The sequence below is a fragment of the Micrococcaceae bacterium Sec5.1 genome (assembly GCA_039636795.1).
Taxonomy (GTDB): Bacteria; Actinomycetota; Actinomycetes; order Actinomycetales; family Micrococcaceae; genus Arthrobacter.
Genome location: CP143430.1, coordinates 2141526 through 2159545, shown reverse-complemented (window position 1 = coordinate 2159545; position 18020 = coordinate 2141526). Strand labels below are relative to the sequence as shown.

General features: G+C 60.0%; 13 protein-coding genes and 3 pseudogenes. 5 read left to right on the top strand and 11 right to left on the bottom strand.

Translation table 11 applies throughout. The features are described 5' to 3' along the window. Nucleotide 1: 1 nt before the first annotated feature. Together VUN82_10005 and VUN82_10000 are read right to left on the bottom strand one after the other, a co-directional pair. Complete coding sequence (locus VUN82_10005; protein ID XAS74126.1) at nucleotides 2–979, bottom strand: tyrosine-type recombinase/integrase; 978 nt, start codon at nucleotides 977–979, stop codon at nucleotides 2–4. Continuing rightward, nucleotides 969–2165, bottom strand: coding sequence for a tyrosine-type recombinase/integrase (locus VUN82_10000; GenBank protein XAS74125.1), 1197 nt, complete (start codon nucleotides 2163–2165; stop codon nucleotides 969–971). The genes VUN82_10005 and VUN82_10000 overlap by 11 nt, the downstream gene beginning before the upstream one ends. Before the next feature lie 129 nt (nucleotides 2166–2294). Here VUN82_10000 and VUN82_09995 point away from each other — a divergent pair. Next, nucleotides 2295–2860: pseudogene (locus tag VUN82_09995) on the top strand (IS630 family transposase). A 369-nt stretch (nucleotides 2861–3229) separates the two neighbouring features. Here VUN82_09995 and VUN82_09990 read toward each other — a convergent pair. Next, a pseudogene (locus tag VUN82_09990) lies at nucleotides 3230–3376 on the bottom strand (IS110 family transposase). A gap of 238 nt (nucleotides 3377–3614) precedes the next feature. Between VUN82_09990 and VUN82_09985 the strand changes: the two are divergent. Together VUN82_09985 and fgd are read left to right on the top strand one after the other, a co-directional pair. Then, on the top strand, nucleotides 3615–4355 hold the full coding sequence (locus tag VUN82_09985; GenBank protein ID XAS74664.1) for an enoyl-CoA hydratase/isomerase family protein: 741 nt from the start codon (nucleotides 3615–3617) through the stop codon (nucleotides 4353–4355). 320 nt (nucleotides 4356–4675) lie between these two features. Next, nucleotides 4676–5680: a glucose-6-phosphate dehydrogenase (coenzyme-F420) gene (gene fgd / locus VUN82_09980; protein ID XAS74124.1), complete on the top strand. Its 1005-nt coding sequence runs from the start codon at nucleotides 4676–4678 to the stop codon at nucleotides 5678–5680. A gap of 237 nt (nucleotides 5681–5917) precedes the next feature. Here the strand turns inward: fgd and VUN82_09975 are convergent. Next, nucleotides 5918–6103, bottom strand: a pseudogene (locus VUN82_09975) (transposase). 1486 nt (nucleotides 6104–7589) lie between these two features. Between VUN82_09975 and VUN82_09970 the strand changes: the two are divergent. Then, on the top strand, nucleotides 7590–8267 hold the full coding sequence (locus VUN82_09970; protein ID XAS74123.1) for a nitroreductase family protein: 678 nt from the start codon (nucleotides 7590–7592) through the stop codon (nucleotides 8265–8267). A gap of 759 nt (nucleotides 8268–9026) precedes the next feature. Here VUN82_09970 and VUN82_09965 read toward each other — a convergent pair. The 7 genes from VUN82_09965 to cofE all read right to left on the bottom strand — a co-directional run bounded on the left by VUN82_09965 (nucleotide 9027) and on the right by cofE (nucleotide 17273). Next, entirely contained in the window at nucleotides 9027–9179 is a 153-nt protein-coding gene (locus VUN82_09965) for a hypothetical protein (protein XAS74663.1), read from the bottom strand. A gap of 536 nt (nucleotides 9180–9715) precedes the next feature. Continuing rightward, on the bottom strand, nucleotides 9716–10753 hold the full coding sequence (gene cofD, locus VUN82_09960; GenBank protein ID XAS74122.1) for a 2-phospho-L-lactate transferase: 1038 nt from the start codon (nucleotides 10751–10753) through the stop codon (nucleotides 9716–9718). Nucleotides 10754–10950: 197 nt separating this feature from the next. Continuing rightward, nucleotides 10951–12474, bottom strand: a complete 1524-nt coding sequence (locus VUN82_09955; GenBank protein ID XAS74121.1) for an NAD(P)/FAD-dependent oxidoreductase — start codon at nucleotides 12472–12474, stop codon at nucleotides 10951–10953. Continuing rightward, the gene (locus VUN82_09950) at nucleotides 12471–13343 is read right to left on the bottom strand and encodes an alpha/beta hydrolase (GenBank protein ID XAS74120.1); all 873 of its coding nucleotides are present in this window, start codon (nucleotides 13341–13343) and stop codon (nucleotides 12471–12473) included. The genes VUN82_09955 and VUN82_09950 overlap by 4 nt, the downstream gene beginning before the upstream one ends. Beyond that, a complete protein-coding gene (cofG, locus tag VUN82_09945) occupies nucleotides 13340–15781 on the bottom strand; it encodes a 7,8-didemethyl-8-hydroxy-5-deazariboflavin synthase CofG (protein ID XAS74119.1) in 2442 nt (813 codons plus the stop codon). Before cofG ends, VUN82_09950 begins: the two co-directional genes overlap by 4 nt. Nucleotides 15782–15847: 66 nt before the next feature. Beyond that, nucleotides 15848–16489: a 2-phospho-L-lactate guanylyltransferase gene (gene cofC / locus VUN82_09940; protein XAS74662.1), complete on the bottom strand. Its 642-nt coding sequence runs from the start codon at nucleotides 16487–16489 to the stop codon at nucleotides 15848–15850. A 31-nt stretch (nucleotides 16490–16520) separates the two neighbouring features. Next, nucleotides 16521–17273 carry a coenzyme F420-0:L-glutamate ligase gene (gene cofE, locus VUN82_09935; GenBank protein XAS74118.1) on the bottom strand — a complete coding sequence of 251 codons (753 nt, stop codon included), beginning with the start codon at nucleotides 17271–17273 and terminating at the stop codon, nucleotides 16521–16523. 363 nt (nucleotides 17274–17636) lie between these two features. Here cofE and VUN82_09930 point away from each other — a divergent pair, with 363 nt between their 5' ends. Beyond that, complete coding sequence (locus VUN82_09930) at nucleotides 17637–17963, top strand: hypothetical protein (protein XAS74117.1); 327 nt, start codon at nucleotides 17637–17639, stop codon at nucleotides 17961–17963. The last annotated feature ends 57 nt before the right edge of the window (nucleotides 17964–18020 follow it).

The following is an 18020-nucleotide window of genomic DNA, read 5'->3' as shown; positions in this document are numbered from 1 at the left end:
CTCACACCTCCTCGTTGGGGAATACGCCCGCGTAGGCGCCTTCCATGACCTGATCGATGCTGCCCCAGGCTGACGGGTCGAGGCGCAGGTAATACTCGGCTGAGACGATGTCGGCGTGTCCCATATAGGTCGCCAGCAAAGGCAGTGCTGCGTAAACGTCCACCCCGGAGGCCTGCATCTTCCCCAGGCAGGCCACCGCATACGAATGCCTCAGGTCATGGGCACGCGGAGCACGACCCGAGGCGGTAGTGACGTCCGCTTGGAGCATCAACCCCTGAATGTGCGCGGTGACCGAGCCCGGGTTGTAGCGCCCGCCTCGTGGGGAGGGGAAGAACCACGCCCCCCGATCTTCGGGGATAAGGCCGACAGCAACCACGTAGCGGCGGGCGTATGCCGCCAAAGACTCGGACATCGGCACCAACCTGGTTCGGTTGTGCTTCGCTTTGTGGACGGTGATGACGGCATCGGCCAGGTCCACGTCGCCGATCCGCAGAGACAGCGCCTCGCCGATCCGCAACCCGCAGCACCACAGCAAGCGGACAACCATCGCGTAGACCGGTTGGGTTTGCAGTCCGCACCGCGACGCGGGACGAGCGTCGGCGCAGGCGATGATCCGGGCCATCTCGTCAGCCGTGATGATCCTGGGAATGAACGCGCTGGATTGGCGCGGCCGCAATCGGTCCGGCAGCACCCATGCCTCGATTCCCTTCCACCGCAGGAACAAGGCGAACTGACGGACGATACCGCGCCGGCCCGCGACCGACCCAGTGGACTCTCCATCGCCCGGCCGGACGAAGGCCTCGACCGCGTCCCTGGTCAGCACCCGCTCGTCTCCATCGCGCCCGGCGAGGAATCTCGACAGGCGCCTGACGAGGTGGAGGCGGCTTTTCGGATAGACGTAGCCCAGGTTCCTCTTGTACTCGACGAACCCGCTGAACAACTCTGGGAACGCACCGTCGGGAATGATTTCAACGGCCATTGGGCACCTCCAACGCCAACGGGCGAAGGTCGGCGACGTTAACCCTGAGATATCTGCGAGTGGTGTTCGCATCGGCATGGCCCAGCACAGCGCCGATCACCGGATAAGGTGTCCCCGCCTCGAGCATCCCGACCGCGACAGAATGCCGCAATGAGTGCAGGCCACGGTGCCTGCCAGCTGTGTCGACCCCAGCACGGTCGAAGCACCCGGCAACCACCTGGTGAAAGTGGTTGCCCGCCGTGGGCGGTTGGTGCGGGGCTCTTTGGCGCACCAGCAGGTGCGGATCCTCGACCGGCCGGCGCTCGTTCTTCCAATAGTCGATGATCGCCAGCGCGCATTCCTCCGGAAGTGGCAGGTCGAGCCGCCGGCCGCTCTTATGCTGGATCAAGGACAGCCGCCGGTTCGCCCAGTCGATCTGGTCGAACCGCAGTCCCTTGATGTCGCCCGATCGCATCCCCAGCAGCGAGGCGAGCAGCATCACCACCCTGTCCCGCAGCGGTGACTCGGACGCGTTCCCGGCCTCCGCCAAGGCCCCGGCGACCTCGCCCCGCCGGTAGACCGAAGGCAGGACCGCGTCCTTGTCGGTGACGATCACCGGGAACATGACGCCCAGGGCAGGATCAGCGCCGTGCTGGCGCACTGCGAACCGCAGATACTCACGCAGGAAATACAATTGGCCCGCACGGCTGGAAGCGGCCATTGACGCCAACGAGCGAACATAATCGGACACGTCCATGGCTCTGAGCAATTCCATCTCTTGCACCCCCGAACCGGCCAGGAACGCCAAGAACTGGCGCAGCATCCCGGTCTTGCCTCGCACGGTCGCCTCGGCCAGCCCGCGCCCCGCCAGTGACGCCGCATACACCTCGTATTCCGACGTGAAAACCACGGGTACCCGAATCCTCCCGGACCCTACGCGCAACGCGAACCGGCCCGTCTCTGCCACATCGAACAAGCAGCCCACAGCCCGGCGGCTGAACACCTGCCACTGCTCAACCCCATCCGCGCCGGCAGCCACGCAGAACCGAGCAGCGGTCTGCCGACCCGGATGTCGAATCCCGCTTTCGGCGCAGTACTCCCCGAACTGATCCCACACGCGCTCGTAGCTGGCGCGGGAGCCGGGCGAGTAGCCGGCCTGCACCATGAACGCGGCCGCTTGGGCCTTTAACTCACTAACGTCAGACATCAACGATCAACCTCCTTGATTGAATACCATGACCAATCAAGGACACCTCGGTTATGCGAAGAAGGCAGCCCCTCTCGAGCCGCTCACCACCCCAGACGCCAGAAACTTCACATAACCGATGACTTCACATCAGATGAAAAGTCCTCCATCCAAGCGCTGGACCGCACCCAGCCGTCCCTGCCGATGACGAAGGGCCGGGCGGCAACGATGACGCATGACTACAAACGCAACGGCACGACGACTCTGTTCGCGGCCCTGGACGTGGCAACAGGAAAAGTCATCGGTTCCTGCCTGCCCAAGCACCGGCACGAGGAATTCCTGGTGTTCCTCAAAGACCATCAACAAGGAAGTCCCGCACGGGCCGGATGTCCACCTGATCCCGGACAACTATGCCACCCACAAGCACCCGGACGCGAAGGCGTGGCTGGCGAAAAATCCCCCGGTTCCAGCTGCATTTCACGCCCACGTCGTCCTCATGGCTGAACCTGGTCGAGCGCTGGTTCCGCGAACTGAACGAGAAGGCCCTGCGCCGCGGGGCGTTCCATTCCGTACCCGACCTGATCACCAAAATCGAGGACTACCTCGCCGCGCATAACACCGAGCCCAAACCCCTGGTCTGGACCGCGACCGCAGACTCGATCCTCAAAAAAGTCGCCCGCGGCCGCCTCGCCCTCGAAACCATCAAACAGAACTGAGACACACCACTAGGTCTTGCTCTCCCAACACAGATGGCCTGAACCCTTGCCAGCGTTCGCCACCCGGTCGAGCGTGACGCCTGACCATCCGCGCGAAGCGAACACGTCGATGGCCGCACTGATGATGCGATTGTCGGCTTGAGGATCGCGAGAAGCGACCTTTCTCAATACTCCGCATGCGCGCTCGCTTGCGTGCTCGATCTCACGCAGCCTGCGGCGCACATCTGTTCGCCGCGCTACCTAGCACGACGCGGCTGGGAGTGCTGTCGCCCTGGTCCGGCAATAGAGTATAGGCGTGCGAGATTTTGTAACGATAGCTGAATTCCAGGGGTTGACTCTTCTATGTCTGTCAAGCCGCCTTCGTCGCATCTACCGTTCCTCCCTGAGCGTGCGGTAGAGGCGACGGGCCAGATAGCGTTTGATACAAGCACGAATTCCCTTGTCCGTGCGACCTTCGGCACGTCGCTTCTCCACGTACTGGCGGGTTTCGCCGCCATGAGTCATCCTGACCCTGCTGATGTTCAATCCCAGATCATCGGCCGCCGCGGCGAGAGTGCCCGTCCGGTCCAGAACCACATAGAAGAGTCGACCGCTAGAACTCAAGGAGCGTTGGCCAACCTCACTCCGGACCTGTTCCTGCTCCTGTTTCATGCTCGCTGTTTACTGAACGACATTCGTCTGATATTGTCGACGCGTGGACTATGGACGTTACGAGAATTTGTCAATCGCACGTCGAGGTGCCGTCTTGACGGTCATGCTCAATCGACCAGCGCACTACAACGCCATCGATAATGATTTGCACGAGGAGCTCGGTGATGTCTTTTATGATATTGCGAAGGATGAACAGACGTCCGTTGTCGTGCTTACGGGAGCCGGCAAGGCGTTCTGCGCGGGTGGGGACCTTAAGGCAATGGCGGCGCACTCGATTTCGTATGGATCGTCGGGCCACTATCTGAACGCGACGACAGGCAAGCGCATCATCAACGGTCTGCTCGATCTGGAAAAGCCGGTAATTGCGAAGATCAACGGAGTAGCGATCGGATTGGGGGCGACGCTCGCCCTCTTCTGCGACATCTCGTTCATCGCCGACGACACTCGAATCGGCGACCCCCATGTTGCGGCAGGCGTCGTGGCCGGTGATGGCGGGGCCATCATCTGGCCGCAGCTGATCGGATACAACCGCGCAAAGGAATACCTGATGACCGGCGAGATGATCCCGGCCGCCCAGGCCGCCTCGATTGGTTTGGTCAATCACGCCGTCGCTAGGGATGCACTGGACGCTGCGGTCGACGCGATGGCCGACCGGCTCGTCGCCGGCCCGCAGGACGCCATCCGGTGGACGAAGGTTGCGACGAACATCGGGCTCAAGCAAATCGCCAACGCAGCGTTGGACGCATCGATCGCCTACGAGATCGTTACCATGAGAAGCTCGTCCCACGCGGAAGCGATCAATGCCTTCGCGAATGGACGTGAACCGGACTTCACTGGACTCTGAACTCTCCGCCTCTGCGACGAGTCGCGCTGGCTCGCCACACGACTGGCTGCTTGACACCTGACATGACGTGCAGGCTGTTGCTCACGCGAAAGGTTGAGAACTGATACCAGCAACATTGAAGTATCCGTCGGAGCTGGGAGACCAGATGAAACACCTCGGTTCGTGGCTGAGGCTTTGGTTGAGTCTTGGGTTTATGCCGCCATCTCCGGGTCCAGCACCGCGGCGAAGGCGAACAAACCTGAGATCGCGGCCGGCCGACGGTTGGTCGCCCATCGCCATGCCGACGTTAGGCCCGCAACATACATCAAACTGGAGGCACCTTGTTGAAATTGGGATTGAAGGCATCCGCAGAGCAGTTTGCGCCCCGTGAACTGGTCGAGCTGGGAGTCATGGCGGAAGAACATGGGCTCGACAGTGTCACCGTGAGTGATCACTTCCAACCTTGGAGGCACACGGGCGGCCATGCCCCATTCTCGATCGCCTGGATGACGGCTGTCGGCGAACGAACGACGCGTATTCAGATCGGAACATCGGTCATGACGCCGACGTTCCGCTACAACCCTGCTGTCATCGCCCAAGCCTTCGCCACAATGGGCTGCCTGTACCCTGGGCGAATCTTTCTCGGCGTGGGCACGGGCGAGGCGCTCAATGAGATCGCCACCGGCTTTGACAGCGAGTGGCCCGAGTTCAAGGAGCGCTTCGCTCGCCTGCGCGAAGCCGTTGACCTCATGCGTGAGCTCTGGGGCGGCAACCGAGTGGACTTCAACGGCGAGTATTACAAGACCAAGGGCGCGTCTATTTATGACGTGCCCAGTGATGGGATTCCCGTCTACGTCGCCGCCGGCGGCCCGGTCGTTGCGCGGTATGCGGGACGAGCCGGTGATGGGTTCATCTGCACGTCGGGTAAGGGCATGGACCTGTACACCGAGAAGCTCTTGCCAGCCGTCGCCGACGGTGCCGAAAAGGCCGGACGCTCAGTTGCCGACATCGATCGCATGATCGAGATCAAGATTTCTTATGACCCCGATGCCAAAACCGCCCTGGAAAACACGCGGTTCTGGGCTCCGCTCTCCCTCACTGCCGAGCAGAAGCATTCAATCCAAGATCCGATTGAAATGGAAGCGGCGGCCGATGCACTCCCCCTGGAGCAGGTGGCAAAACGCTGGATCGTCTCTTCGGACCCCGACGAGGCGGTAGCGCTGATTAAGCCGTACATCGACGCCGGGCTCAATCACCTGGTTTTCCATGCGCCAGGGCACGACCAGAAGCGTTTTCTAGGCCACTTCGAGCGTGATCTGGCGCCCAGACTCCGACGCCTGCGTTGAGTAATTCCCGACGACTCTCCTTGAGGAACGAAATAGGGACGACTGTTCAATACCCCGAATTCGTTCGAGCGGAGGGTGCTGGACGATATGACTGGCGCAAGGCCAGATCCTGACGAAGTGTCTGGAACTGGGTTCAAAGACTTCGCGGGATGCCGGCCAGGATCGTTCCGCACGAAGGTGGGGGGACTGGCAAAGCCACGTTTGAAGGCCTGGAGTTCCAGCCCTGAATAAACGAACCTACGCCTGTTTAAATGCCCATGCCCGCAGCGTGAACGCCTGCGCAAAGAGAATAACCGATTTGTAGTTGGCTGGGTTGCTGTAGCCGCGTGCCGCGCGTTTGATGTTCCTGATGGCGGTGTTGTTGGCTTGGACCTTGCCGGTGGTGGCGCCGCTGATGATGAGCACCGCGATCTCTTTCCACCACCGGCAAACGGTGCGGTAGAGCCTGCTGGTTTGCGGTCGCGCCGTTGCCTTGACAAGCTCCTCGAGCCTTGTTTAGCTGCTGCGGCGTCGTCCAGGGACCCGGTGCACCAGTACCCGGAGTTGTTCCTTGACCTGCCAGAGGGCCTGTCGGTGCCGGTCGAATCGTCCGCGGCGAACACCTCCTCCAGCCGGCGGACTGCCCTACAACTGCTGTCGCCGCCGGACAGCGGGAGCATCCGGTGCGCCCAGGCCTTGTCGACGGCCCGGCCACGGCGGCCCTTGCCTGCTGGGAGAGGTTCTGCCTCGTCTCGGTCATGGCCTGGTTGGCCAGCGAGATCAGGTGGAAATGATCAACCGCGACGGCCGTCCGTGGAAGCTCTTAGCTCAGTTGCACCACGCACTATGTAGCCAATTCAGTGGTCGAGATCGATGGCGATATCGCCCCACGGTGAGACATACGTCCAGGTTTGGATTCGTTCGGAGGGCGAGCAGAGTGTGGATCGTGTCATCGGAGGTCGGTACTTGGATCGTTTGGAGCGCCGTGCCGGCGCTTGGAAGATCGCAAAGCGGCATTTGGTGGTCGACTGGCATACGCTCATCAATATGGTGAGCCTTCCTCCAAAAGAAGGTATCGATACCTGGTTTAGCGGCTCACGGGATCGAAACGACCCTTCGTGCGCACTCTTAACCCAGTGGGCCAAATCACAGGGCATACTCGCTGACGATCCCGAGGCGCCGTAGATCACTCGCCACGCAGCTCGGTGCCAGATAAGAGCGGCCGCGCTCGATCGACCAAGTCTGGATCGATCGAGCGAGCGGCCTGGGACGCTCGCTCGCCGAGTTCCCCGTCGACCGCGGATTCGAGGTCTGGGACGTGCCGCCGCGGGCGGCATTGCAGCAACGAAGGCGGCATGAGTCGAGGTCGGACCCTCTGGACCCGAGCGGCGTGGCCGCAGAAACGCGGACCAATGACCAACGCGGCCGCCCGAATCTATTTACTGTCCGGCTTCCGTCGTGATATGCTCTGCTCATGGCATCAAGGATGATGTAACCCACCTCGTGGCATATCGCCGGGGGTGGATCGACGGGATCGAGGAATCCTCCGACGGAAATCTGACAATCGAACCGTTCTTCGGCTCTACGCTGATGCCTGGGACGGAAATGCTATCCGGCGTTCAGAGTGAGCCAGGTAGACGTCGTTACGGCCGCGGTCGTGTACACGCCAGAGGAACTGCCGGTGTCCAACTGCTCTAGGCTCCTGGCGAGTCAGCTCTACGAATACTTCATGAGGTCGAAAGCGATTCGTGCAGAGTTCGAAAAATACGGTGCATTGCCGATTTCGAATTACGCGGGCCGGAACGCCCTAGACATTCTTTGCGTGGACCCCACCAATAGCCTTACCGACGTCCGAATGAGGGTCCTGCAATGGAGCCAGACTCATCCTTAAGTCTTTTTCCGCACTAACAGAGAGGTTTGTACGAATAACATGGAACTGTTTAACGGTCCGATCGCCGAAAATGAAGTCATCGAAGCCATGGCGACTGCCCGCGCTTCCCGGTACTTGAAGTCCGATCCCCTCTCCGACGAGTTGTTGCGCAGCATCCTCTTCGCAGCAACTCGCGCGTCCAGCCCGGCCAACACGCAACCGTGGGACTTTGTGGTTGTCCGCGATCCAGAGCAACGCGCGCGGATCGCGTCGGCACTCGCGGCGAATGCTGACTGGATCGATACTCTCACCAGCTGGGAGGAGCACAACCGGATGCTAAAGGCGACGGCTCAACTCGCGCGCAGTGTCAAAGATGTTCCGGCCCTCGTCTTCATCTGCGGTCGGCCCGCGTATCCGGAGCATGCACCCGAATGGTCGATGACATTGTCTGCGTGCTATGCAGCGTCACAGAACCTCATAGTTGCCGCCCGATCGCTGGGCGTGGGTGCCACGTTCACGACCCTTCACGCTGCGAATCCCGATCGTGATGATCGCGCAATTCGTGAGATTCTAGAGCTTCCACCGGAAGTGCAGATCGTGACAACCATCCCCCTGGGATGGCCCGAGAGGAGCTTCGGAAAGGTCCGGCGCAAGCCCCTTCACGAGGTGGCGCACTTGGACAGGTACGGTTCGGGGCCTTCGTCAATGCCAGACTCGGACGCCTCACGCGAATCGTAGCGGGGACTCATTTGCACCGCGACTGCTGATGGGCTTCCCCCGACTCCAGACCCGCGCACACCAAGTCAGGTCTGGAGTTTAGCCTCCCCCGGTTTGACAGGACGGCAGCGGGCCGCTCGCGCTTTCACGGCAGACGCCTCCGCCTCAGTCAACGGGCGACCAGCCTGAATCGAGTCTGCCGTTCCACGAGCGTGCCATAGACGAACCGGTGTGCGGACGGACGAGATCCTCGTCCCCGCGCTCGCCGACGCTTCTGACCGTGCTCTGAGCCGCGCTCGTGGCGGAAAGCATAGACTGAGCGTCCGGCGCCGCGCACACCCGGCGGCTGGGACCACGTCGATGTCATGCCCAGTTCGTGGCGGCGGCGACGCCGGCTCGCGGATGTGAACCCTGATCCCGACCACAAAGCCAGCAACGACGCAGCCGAGCGAGCTCGTTCGGCAGCCGGCAGCGCCGGTGCGCGCGTCGTGAGGCGGGTGGCCCAGCCGGTCGCTGTGCGAGCAGAATCCGCTACCTATGCCTGGCTTGAACGGTCGTGGTCGATCAGATCGACCGGGCGAGCCTTTATGGTCCTGACCGCGAGCGTTGGCCTTGAGCAGCCAGTCGGCCAGTTGCGTGTTGAAGTCCGCCGATGAGGCGAACGACCGGCGGGCATGAACGACGTCTTGATCCGGCCACTGCAGCGCTTGATGATACCCTTCGACTCCGGATCGTATAGCCGCATCTGGAGCACCTTCGTAGCAAAATCCTCCAGAGTGCTCACTCTCCAATCGTTGAGTGTTCACTTTTCGATTCCACTGCCTTGATCCCGGAGTCCTGCGGCGACCGGACGTAAGTTGGCGGACTGTCAGCACTGACTGCTTTCGCAACCGTGTTCCTGGAGATCCCCAACCGCGCAGCTATCGGCCTCATCGACTCACCCTCGGCGAGATGCAACCGCCGAATAAGCGCCCAATCCTCCACTGTGATCACCCACCCAATCGTTTGGCATGCGTGGCCCAGTTTTCAACCGTCACAATGGCTCACTTTTCGACCGTCACCGAAAGGCTGCCGCTGGAAGCGCCATCCGTTCTCGGTTCGAACTATCTGACCCGGCTGGCCCTGCTCGGACAGATAACGCCCGTCCGGATCCCCTGACCCCGGATCTGGAACGTGTGCTCGAGAGGAGGTCCGGGGGGATCTGGCAAGAGCCACGCACCGGGATCTCGAAGCTCCCACTGCACCTGGCTGCACCGGCAACGATTCGACAAGCAGCCCTGCAGTATGCTACGAGGCCGTCCTGAAAGCGGCGGGGAGTGATGCTGGACCTCAGGCGTGGCAACCGACGCGTACGCCCCGTTGGTCCATGCGCTGATGTGTTTGCGCAGGATCTCATTGCTCGACGAAGATCACCGAACGGGACCGCTCATGCAGCAGCTGCTTAAGCCTGCCCCGATGTGCCTTGGAAGTTATCTTGCGACGTCGGCCAACTCAAGGCATCGCTGCACCATCCGGGCCGTGGTTTCAGGATCGGACATAAGCAGCGGGGCACTGGCTACTTGCGCGCCCGCTAACTCAAACTCGTCACCTAGGGCCACCAGGAAGCCGTCCAGCAAGCCGTCGTGGGCACGGGCTCCGTAATGCTTCCCAACGCCCTCCGCAGAGCAAGCAACGTTGATAGTAGCCAAACAGGCGTCAGCATGCCCGCGAACCGGCTTTCCATTAATGATCGGCGATACTCCTATTACTGGTGCGGTCGTGGTCCGGACCGCGGACCTGATTCCAGGAACGGACAGGATTGTTCCTATGGAGACAACGGGGTTCGACGGCGCGATGAGGACAACATCGGCTGCTCCGATGGCGTCTAGGACCCCTGGCGCTGGTTTGGCAGTCGGCGCCCCATCGGGCGTAATGGAATATGGAGCAAGGGTCGCCCTATACCGGGTCCACCACTCTTGAAAATGCATCGAAAGCCGCAGCGCAGGAGAGGCCGAGCCAGCATCGTCAGGCGTGCTCGTCTGTCTGGCGGGGGTAGGATCGTCGACTTCCACGTACGTTTCCACCTGTTCGTCGGTCATGGGTAGCAGGCGCACACCGGGCCGCCACTTCCGGACGAGGGTAGAAACGATCTCCGACAGCGGGCGGCCCTCGTTCAGCATGCTCGTGCGAAACAGATGCGTGGCAATGTCTTTGTCACCCAACGAGAACCAAGGGGCTTCTGCGCCGTACGCGGCAAGTTCTTTTGACACCGTCCAGGTTTCATCGGCTCTGCCCCACCCCCGTGACTGGTCAGAAACGCCGGCCAATGTATACAGACAAGAATCAAGATCCGGACAAATTCGCAGCCCGTGCAACGTTATATCGTCAGCTGTATTGACTATGGCAGTGATCTGGTGTTTCGCCCCCTCCGGTTGGGCATCTCCATAGGGATCCATTCCGAGGGCTGACTTGACTCCTAAAAGAAATTTGGCGCCCCCGACGCCGCCTGTGAGAACGGTTATTTTCATCGAAGTGAGCCATGGTCGGAGAGATTGAAGTCGCATACAGGTATCTGAGCCGGCGCCGCGCTTAGTCTAGAATGAATCACAGTTTTCGTCCCTTCGCCGCACGGTCATTTCCATGAACATGCAGGAGTAGATCTGTCTACTTGAGTATTAACTTTTGCAATAAGAGTTGGCATCACTTCGAGATCGCCAATGCCAGCTTAATGAATGACCGCATCTAGGGACGATTGATTTTGCGATACTTGGGACCTAGCGATCCGCTCACGGAAAGAGTGGGCAAAGTCGGGCCAAAGCAGCGTCAACCGATGGCTTCGGGCGTCGACATACCAGCTTTCGCACCCCCCGTTGATCCACACCGTCGACGCACTCGCGCTGTCAATGTCCTCTGTATAGGCGTCCTCCGCATCACGAGTGACTTCAAGGACAAACTCGTCGGGGATTAGACCGTTTCCCAAGGCGCGAAGGATGAATTCGATCTGGGTTTCAATCATGTAGATTGCCGAATTATGACCCAGGCTGGCGTTTGGTCCGTTTATGACAAACATGTTCGGAAACCCATGGACCATAGTCGAGGCATAGGACGTCATCCCGCGGCTCCAGTGGTCGGCGAGGCGAAGCCCATCGCGTCCGAATACAGAATGGGCAAAAGGAGGTTCGGCGGCCTGGAACCCCGTGGCTAGGACAAGGGCATCGAGTTCATATTGTTTTCCTCTCGCCCCGATGGCGACCTCACCGTCAACACGTTGGAGTGCCGTAGGTTCCACGGTTACGCCAGGCGAGGCAAGAGCGGGGTAGAAATCGTCTGAGAGAAGGACGCGTTTGCATCCAATTTCGTAGTCCGGAGTCAGCGATTCGCGAAGTTGCGGATCCTGGACCTGCTTCGCTAGGTGTTGGAGAGCGCGGTTGCGCAGCTTGTCGACAAACCCGGGTTCCCCGACTCGCTCTGCAAATCCGATTTCTGCTTTCCAAAACAGACGTGAGCGCAGCCTCTGTATTGAAACGGGGTCCCGTTCGAATACGCGTTGTTCGAAGTCGGGGTAGTGGCGATTGTTACGTGGGACCACATAGGGTGCGCTCCGCTGAAATATCACGAGCCTCTTGGCGAGCCTGGAGATCTCTGGGATCAGCTGTACTGCTGAAGCGCCCGTGCCCACAACGCCGATCCGCTTGTCCTGTAGTTCGGCCAGGTGGTCCCAACGAGCAGTGTGAAAGATTGGTCCTGTGAAGGTTTCCAATCCTTGGATGTCGGGGATCTTGGGTGCCGAAAGGCGGCCAGCGGCGATTATGAGGACTTTGGACCGGTATTCACCTCTGTCGGTGATGATGGACCAGCGCTCAGACCTTTCATCCCAGTGCATAGCGATAACTTCGGTTTCGAGCCGGAGGTGGGGCGTCAGCCCTTCTGCCAAGACGGAGTCGTGAAGGTATTGCTGAATTTCCGAGCCGTCGGCGAAAAACTTGGACCATTTGGCGTTGGGTCGGAAGGAGAACGAGTATAGGTGTGAAGGTATGTCGCATGCGACTCCCGGGTATGTATTGTCACGCCAGCTTCCGCCAATGTTGCTGGCTCGTTCAAGTATCACAAACGATGTGCTCTGCCTGCGTGCCAGTTGGATACCCATGCCCAGACCGGCGAAACCGGCGCCGACGATGATCGTATCGAGTTCAGTTTGGGACGGTTCGCTTTGAAGGTGGTGGCTTCCCAGGCTGCTGACTACAGTCATGGCGTGGCCGTTGGCAGTATCGATCCGGATGCGTACTGTTCCGGATCTGACATGAATGCGGTTATGAGGCTAAGGAGCTCTGCAGGTCGTTCAAGGACGACCGCATTGCCGCTGTCAATCTCGGTATACCTGGCATGCGGAATTGCACCGAAGAGCGCCTTGACTTGTTCCGTATCTACCATCCCATCACTAGAGCAGCCGATGACAAGTGTCTGCGCGCGTATTCTTGGTGCGCTGATGGTCAGGTCTATTCTGCTGGCCAGCTCGACCTGCACGTCGGTGAAGCGACCCGGTTTGATAGGTGTTGATTGGTCAATTTCAGAAATTGTATAGCCGTTGATGTGTGTGGTCGAGAAGGATGCCAGTCGTGCGAAGCGTGCCCTGCTTTGGGATCCAGCGGCCGCAAGCTGCTTCCAGATTGTGGCGAAGAGTTGCTGAGAAGTGGAACTCTTCAGCCACCCGGCAATCAGGACCAGTTGCTTGGGTGCCGGATGGACTGTTGCGAGACCGACGGCGACTTCGGCGCCTAGGGAGAACCCGATGAGGCAGATGCTTCGGTCTGGCAACAGCGCGTCGATGGCCTTGCTCGCCTGGTCGATGAGGTAGTCGAGCTGTAGCGGCTCGTTTTCTAAAGTGCGTGGGTTGCTGAAGTCTATGGCCATGACCTGGCGCTTTCTGGCCAGCATAGGGAGCAGAAAAGAGAAGTGCATACTGGCGTTGCCTCCTATGCCGGGCAGCAGCACGATGGCGTTCTGGCCTTCGTGCGCTGTGCCGTACAGATGGCACTTGACCTCAGCTCCGCCGATATTGAGCGTATGTGTCTGTCGCTTCGACATCAGCGAGTCAGCGCTGCTTTCGGGCTGACTCATGTGTTCCTCTTAACTCGAGAGGAGCTTTCTCTGATCGATGGGAGGACGCGCTTGCTTGGCATCACGCGCCCAGTACGGCTTGGTGCCAGCAGATCGGCCGGGGCGGTCGAATAATCGGTCATACGTTGTCGCACTGGTCGGCCGATTTCGGAGGCGAGCCTGTTGATGTCGGTGATGAAGAGTTCCCTGTGGGCCTCCGCCCCGACCTCAGGCCAACGTAAACCGTCGATAAGAAGGCCGCCAAAATCATCCGCGCCACCTTGGAGTACGAGCAGACTCGTTTGATGTCCCAGTTTGGTCCATGCGGCCTGAATATGATCGATGCGGCCGTGCAGCATCAAGCGGGCCACGGCGTGCAACGCTCGTGTCTCTCTCAGGCCAGGGCCAGGCCGCGACACGACCGACAACACCGGCGCATCGTAAGGGAGAAAGGGCATGGCGATGAATTCTGTAAATCCCCCGGTGATGTCCTGGATCGAACACAGCTTTCGAAGGTGTGCAACCTGGTCCGCCGGAGACTCCAGATGACCGTAAATCATCGTAGCGGTAGAGGGCAGACCTACCCCATGAGCAGTTGTTATGACGTCAATCCAGTCCGCAACAGGCGGGTCGGACTGATCACTCAAGACGGCCCGGATCCTGTCATTCAGTATTCGCGCCCCGGTTCCGGGAACGCTGTTGACACCTGCCCCTTTTAGTTCCTGCAGGAATTCCTTGATCGAGATACCGAGCCGTGAAGCCCCATCCATAATCTCCGTTGGTCGGAAGGCGTGCACATGGATAGCGGGCTGCCGCGCGCGAATTGTGCTCACGAGGTCGAAATAGGACTCGCCCCTGAGATCGGGACGGATGAGCCCCTGCACGCAAATCTCGGTTGCACCAAGCGACTGAGCTTCATCGACAAGCTCTGCAAGCACGCGAGGAGACAGGTTTTGAGAGCCATTTCCTGCACCACCCGTGTTTCGTCCCGCCGCGTTGGTTATCGCAACCTCAGGTGCGTAGAGCGATGAATCGATGTTGCGGTTGGCCACGAAGCTGATGCGGTCGCCAACAGCACAATTTCGGACTTCATCGGCCACCCGGCAGAGGGCTTCCAGATCCTGTCCGTCGACTGAAAGCAGAGCCTCGTACTGGCTATCCGTCAAACCGGACGGATGTTGGGCAGCTTGGCGGAGCATTGAGACAACTGAACCGCTAATCTTACTGCCAGGCCTGCTCTTATCGGCCCGAGCCCACGGCCTCCCTCTTACGGCCGCCGGCTCGGAGGCAAGACCAGTCTCCGGCTCGGCGAGTGCCGACACGTGCTGATGCAAGCGTTCGTCAATCCAGGTAGCAGAACGTTGGATGAATTGCGGGTGGGCGGTAAGACGCTCGCGAAGCTCGAATCCCGAGTTGCGTGTGAGATGTGCCAGATCCTCGAGGTGAGGCCATGGCCGTTCTGGATTGACGTGATCGACGGTCAGTGGGCTGACGCCGCCCCAGTCGTTTATGCCTGCGCGTATTAAGAGGCCGAGTTCCTCGGCGTCCGTGAGGTTTGGTGGCGCCTGCACAATGGCGTCGGGCCCCATAACAATTCTTGCCACGGCGACGGCCGCGACGTATTCCTGCAAACCCAAATCGTCGTCGTTCTGCATCGCCGTTCGCGGTTTCGCCCGAAAATTTTGGACAATCGTTTCCTGAATGTGACCGTGTCGTTCATGGGATGCGCGGATGGCGAAAAGAGCTTCCGCACGTTCCGTGTCAGTCTCGCCAATGCCGAGCAGTACCCCCGTAGTAAATGGAACCCGCGAGCGTCCAGCATCTTCGAGTACCCTCATCCGTACGGACGGGTCTTTGTCCGGCGAGCCGTAGTGTACGCCGCCCTTCTCTGACCACAGCCGGGTCGCTGCCGTCTCGAGCATCATGCCCATGGACGGGGCGACAGGACGGAGTCGCTGCATCTCAGCCCAGGTCATTACACCAGGGTTGACGTGCGGCAGGAGCCCAGTTTCCTCAAGGACGAGTACCGCCATGGCCTGGATGTAGTCAAGCGTGGACTTATAACCGTGGTCATCGAGCCAATCTCGAGCGCTTTGCCAACGGCTCTCTGGCCGATCACCCAGGGTGAAGAGTGCCTCCTTGCATCCTAGTGCCGCGCCTTCTCTGGCAACCTGCAGAATTTCGGCGGGCGACATATAGGTCGGGAGGCCTTTGGCGACGAGCCCGTTCGGTGTTTCTACAAAAACGCAGTAGTGGCAGCGGTCCTGGCACAACTGCGTGACTGGGATGAAAACCTTTTTGGAGTAGGTGATGATTCCGGAGCGGCCGGCCTTTTCCAGGCCGGTGTCCCTGAGATCGGATGCGACGGCCAGTAGGCGTTCAAGCTCGTCTTCGCGGGCAGAGTGAAGAACTGCTGCGTCGGCAAGCCCTAAAGCACCTGTAGCCTCGGCGCGGGCCACGGCGTCACGGACAAGATGACGGGACGGATTCTCTAAATTGTTGAACATCAGGACCTTTTGCTGGAGCTAGGAGATTAAAAAACGACCGGGATTAGCCCCGGGAGACACACCGCGGAGTCGGAAGCAATGTGGGTGGCCCCCCCATACCGAGCTAGTGTTTGGCCCGAGGCGTCCGGCTCTAGCAAGGACGTTGAGCTGATCGGTCGTGTCGACGTCGCGGCGGAGACCGGAAGTCGGAGACCTGGTGATTTCCTCGTAGCCGGCGGCAAGGTGCGCTGCCCGGGAGTCCGGGCCGAAAGCGGGTCGGAGAGACGACCCCGGCATTGCCGTGATGAGCGTAGTCCCTCGGCCATCGGCATCGGCAACCATCGCGCGCGGATAGGAGAGGGCCTGATCGAGTACAGAAGTCAGCTCCTCTGGGACCAGTGCGGGAAGATCCCCCAACAAAACGGCAACGGGGCCAGATCCTGCAGAAGTGATGCCAAGGGCAATGGCGCTGTTCAAGCCTTCTCCCCGGTCCCGGATCACTTCGACTCCCAGTGCTGAGAATGCAGGGGCAGCCTCCGCGCTCGTCACGACCAGAACAGAAGCGGCATCCAACGCGGCGCTCACTGTGTCCATCGCGATCGCCGCGGCCAGCTCGTTGGACGCGTTCATGCGGGATTTGGACCGGGCAGTCCCCTTGACGGGGACAACTACTCGCCACATCGCGGCCTCGTCCAAGCCGTAGGGGCCCATTCTAGTGCCCGACACTAGCGCGTCCCGCTTCGAAGCCTTGGGTCCACGACTCCTTAGTACCCAACCGGAACATGTCGTCTTCAGATCGTCGGATCAGAATTCGAGCCCCTTGGGCCTGCGGGTCAAGGAGATGACTCAGTCCTCGCACTACGGCCACGGGCAATCCTTCTCGCTTGCGCTTTACGAGGTCAGCGGCGGAGGCAATTTCGTCGCCGACAGCCGGGGCAGTTATGTCCAGACGCCGTCCATGGGCGTCATGACTTCCGCGAAGGTCCTCAAGGAGAACAACCCCGCTACCCCCAATGGCCACATCCGTTTGGCCTTCCCGCCACGGTCTGCCAAGGGAATCGGTGATGACCACACCCAAGGACACCGCAAAACGCTGTTCAAGCGCTTGGCGCAAGCGGTCGGCCGATGAATCCGGATCCAACGGTAGCAACAACACTGTTCCTTCAGGAGTATTCGACTCGTCGACGCCCGCCGCCGCGCCGACGACACCGATATGATTCTCTACAATCCTGGTGATCCCACCAGGATAAACCTTCGTCGCAACTAGCCGCACTGTTTCAGCTGTTATAGCTTCCTCGCGATTCACCGCTCGAACGAATCGGCCTTCGGCCTTGGAAACTATCTTGCTCGTCACAGCCAAAATATCGCCATCCAGCAGAAGTCCTGCTGCATCCCCAATGAGGGCTGCTAGATCGTCACCTGGAACGATCTCCGGAATCCCTTCGAGGGCAAAAACTGAGATCATGGACGGCTCCTTATCCGGTCTTTTTCGCAAGTCGGACATAACGACACGTGAAGTGGTGACGCAGGGACAACGGCGTCCGCAGATGGAAACTTCTCCGCTGCCGCTGGATTTTCCTTGCCGACAATTGCATCGCTGTCGCTAGCCGAACAAATCATGGCCATCCGCCCTTAAAGATATGGAATATTGGTGCCAGGGACAAAGTATAAAAAATTATCAATACCAGGCCGGGACCACGTCATAATGCCTAGCCGCTTCCGATTTTGGAGCCTCCGCCCGGCGGACATATTTTGCCTCGAACTCCAGTCGATTCAGACCGTGCCCGTCAGGACACACTGGTCCGGTGCGACGGGCCCCTTGGATCGAATGTCCCTAGGAGGGACGGGTCAGAAGTCACGCGGCGTCGGGCATATCCGACCGCCAGAATCGGGCAGCGATCTGGACGAAGCCTCGCTGGAAGCGCCATCCATTCTCGGTTCGAACTATGTCGTTGTTATACGTTCCAAGGGCAACAGTGCCATCGACCGGCGGCGCGGACAACTTGGTTTTTGCTGCTGCGACATCTGCGCCTTGTTCGACGTCAATCAACACATTGGTGATGCAGTGAGCCAACGGCTGTTTGATACTGCTGATGAACTCGATGATCTGCGCAAGTTTATCCGCCGAAATGCCAGAGTTCTCGATCTCAAATGACCCGGTGTCTGCAAACAGTTCATCAAGTCGATCCCACTGCTGCTCACCAATGTTGTA